This window comes from Geminocystis sp. GBBB08 (genome assembly GCF_016743215.1).
Lineage (GTDB): Bacteria > Cyanobacteriota > Cyanobacteriia > Cyanobacteriales > Cyanobacteriaceae > Geminocystis.
Window position 1 is genome coordinate 1 of sequence record NZ_VRZC01000270.1, and the last position, 2,705, is coordinate 2,705.

The following is a 2,705-nucleotide window of genomic DNA, read 5'->3' on the forward strand; positions in this document are numbered from 1 at the left end:
CCCATAGGCTTTCAACTATCAGGAATGTAGATAAAATTTTGGTGTTAAAACACGGAGAATTAATCGAATCTGGTAATCATGATCAATTATTAACAGAAAATGGATTATATGCTAGTTTATACAAATTGCAAACCTTAGGGAATAGTTATTAATTTGTATAATTTTTCTATATCGGGTATTGTAAATTAATAGTTAAAACAGTTATTAGGCACTCTTGCAATGGGCAATAGGCAATGGCTAAATTTTACCCGACAGAAATGCCACAAATCAAATGAGATTGCTATATTAGTTATTATCCTTAAAGCATTGACAAATAATTATCAAACTTTATGATAGAAGATAAGGAAAAAATTTATTGGTTAGCATGGTCAAAAATTAAAGGTATTGGGGTAGTTTCTCTCAAAAAAATTTATGAACATTTTGGTAGTTTACAAGATGCTTGGCACAAATCAACAGAAGAATTAATAATAATTGATGGAATCGGGAAAAAGTTATGTAATCTAATTAAAGACGAAAAACAAAAAATTGATCCTGATAAACTATATTTAAAACATCTTGAAAAAAATCCTAATTTTTGGACTCTAAATGAACCAGAATACCCTCAAATATTATTAGAAATTCCTAGCCCTCCCGCCATTTTATATTATCAAGGAGAAAAAAAATTATTTGAAAATATTAATCCGTTAATTGGTATTGTTGGTACAAGAAAACCTACAGAACATGGAAGAAAATGGACATATAATATTAGTAAGATTTTGGCTGAAAATGGTTTTACAGTGGTATCTGGTTTAGCCGAAGGTATTGATACAATGGCACATCGTGGTTGTTTAGATGGCGGTGGTAAAACTATTGCTGTCTTAGGAAATGGGCTTGATAGGGCTTATCCCTCTCATAATCGTCAATTAATGTCTGAAATTGCCGAAAAAGGCTTAATTTTGACAGAATATGACTATGGAAGCCAACCTGAAAGGGGAAATTTTCCTGCCCGTAATCGTATTGTTGCTGGTTTATGCCGTGCCATCTTAGTAATGGAAGCACCAGAAAAATCAGGGGCGTTAATTACTGCCCGTTATGCTAATGAATTTAACCGAGACGTTTATACATTACCCAATACTCCTGATAACCTTAAAGCAAGAGGATGCTTAAGACTAATTCATCATGGTGCTGAAGTGATTATTACACCAGAGGAATTATTATCTAGTTTAGGAGTTATTCCTAGTTTAAATGAAGGGCAACAATTATCTTTATTTTCATCCTCTTCCCCTCCTATTACTAATAATGCCAAAAAGACAAAGGAAGAACCCATTTTATCTTCTACTTTTAGATTAGTTTATGAGGCGATCGAAATCAACCCTACTCCTTTTGATGTGATTGTGGAAAAAAGTTCTTTAAATAGTGGAGAAGTTTCAGGAATTTTATTACAACTAGAGTTAGATGGGTTAATCACTCAATTACCCGGTATGACTTATTCTAAGTAATAGTTAATTATGAGATAAATAATCTTGCTTGTAATTCTTAATTCTTCAGGCAACGGGGCATCGGGGCAACAGACAATGGGTAATAGTGAGAATAGCGAAAAGGGAAGAGTGTGAAGAGGTAAATGTTTAAGTAAAGGCAAAGGGTAATGGCAACGATGTACAGGGCTAAATTCTAAATTATAAATTCTAAATTATTAATCGTGAATATAATTTTATCTTCAGTTTTACCCGTAGCATTAATTATCGCTATGGGTTATGTTGGCAATAAAACCTTAAAATTAGATCAATCAACCTTATCTCAAATTAGTGTTTATATTTTAGCACCAGCCTTAGTTGCTGATAGTTTTTATCGCACAACCATCTCTCATGATGCAGCTTTGAGGTTACTTTTAGCTTATATTTTAACAACAACAATTATTTACGGTTGTGTTGTCATAGTTAGTCGATTTCTTCAACTATCCGCTGATGATAATAAAGGTTTGTTAGCCATTAGTCTTTGTCCTAATAATGGTAATATGGGCTTATCAATTATTGCTTTTTCTTTAGGAAGTGAAGGATTAGAAAGGGCAGTAATTTACATGATTTTTTCTAGTGTTATTTTATTTGGAATTTTACCTGCCATGTTAAAGGGTGATAGTTTAATCACCAGTTTAAAATTAACATGGAAATTACCTTTAATTTGGTCAATGTTAATCGGAATTACTTTACATTTAACGAAAATAACATTACCTTTTAATCTTGGCAAAAGTTTGGAATGGTTGGGAATCTCCTCTATTCCTATCGCTTTAATTATTTTAGGAATGCAGTTAAGTAAAACTAAATTTCAATTTGGTGTCAGCGAGTTTACCGCTACAATGGGAAGATTGGCGATCGCCCCGATAATAGCTTATAGTATAGGAAGATTAGTCGGTTTAGAAGGATTAGATTTACAAGTATTAACCTTACAAACAGCGATGCCAACGGCAGTAAATGCTGTGATTATGATTAAAGAATTTGGAGGAAATACGACAATGGTAGCAAGAACAATTATCATATCTACATTGATGAGTTTTGCAACCCTTCCTTTAATCATTTGGTTGATGACTTCTCCTTCACCTTAAATAGCCCTCTTTTGTCAAACTCCGCAAACACTTGCAATTTATAGATTCTGCAACTGTTGTAGATCAATCGATCGAGGTCATATTTAATAATATGAAATAAATCGAAACTTTAAATTAGTAAATTTGA

General features: G+C 32.5%; 2 protein-coding genes. Both read left to right on the plus strand.

The window, feature by feature from the left end:
* Positions 1–329: 329 nt before the first annotated feature.
* Positions 330–1,478, plus strand: coding sequence for a DNA-processing protein DprA (gene dprA / locus FWJ34_RS19070; RefSeq protein WP_308256906.1), 1,149 nt, complete (start codon positions 330–332; stop codon positions 1,476–1,478).
* A gap of 200 nt (positions 1,479–1,678) precedes the next feature.
* A complete protein-coding gene (locus tag FWJ34_RS19075; protein WP_308256907.1) occupies positions 1,679–2,578 on the plus strand; it encodes an AEC family transporter in 900 nt (299 codons plus the stop codon).
* Positions 2,579–2,705: the final 127 nt, after the last annotated feature.

Coding starts and splice junctions, on each gene's coding strand:
- dprA (WP_308256906.1), top strand. CDS start 330: ATGATAGAAGATAAGGAAAAAATTTATTGGTTAGCATGGTCAAAAATT.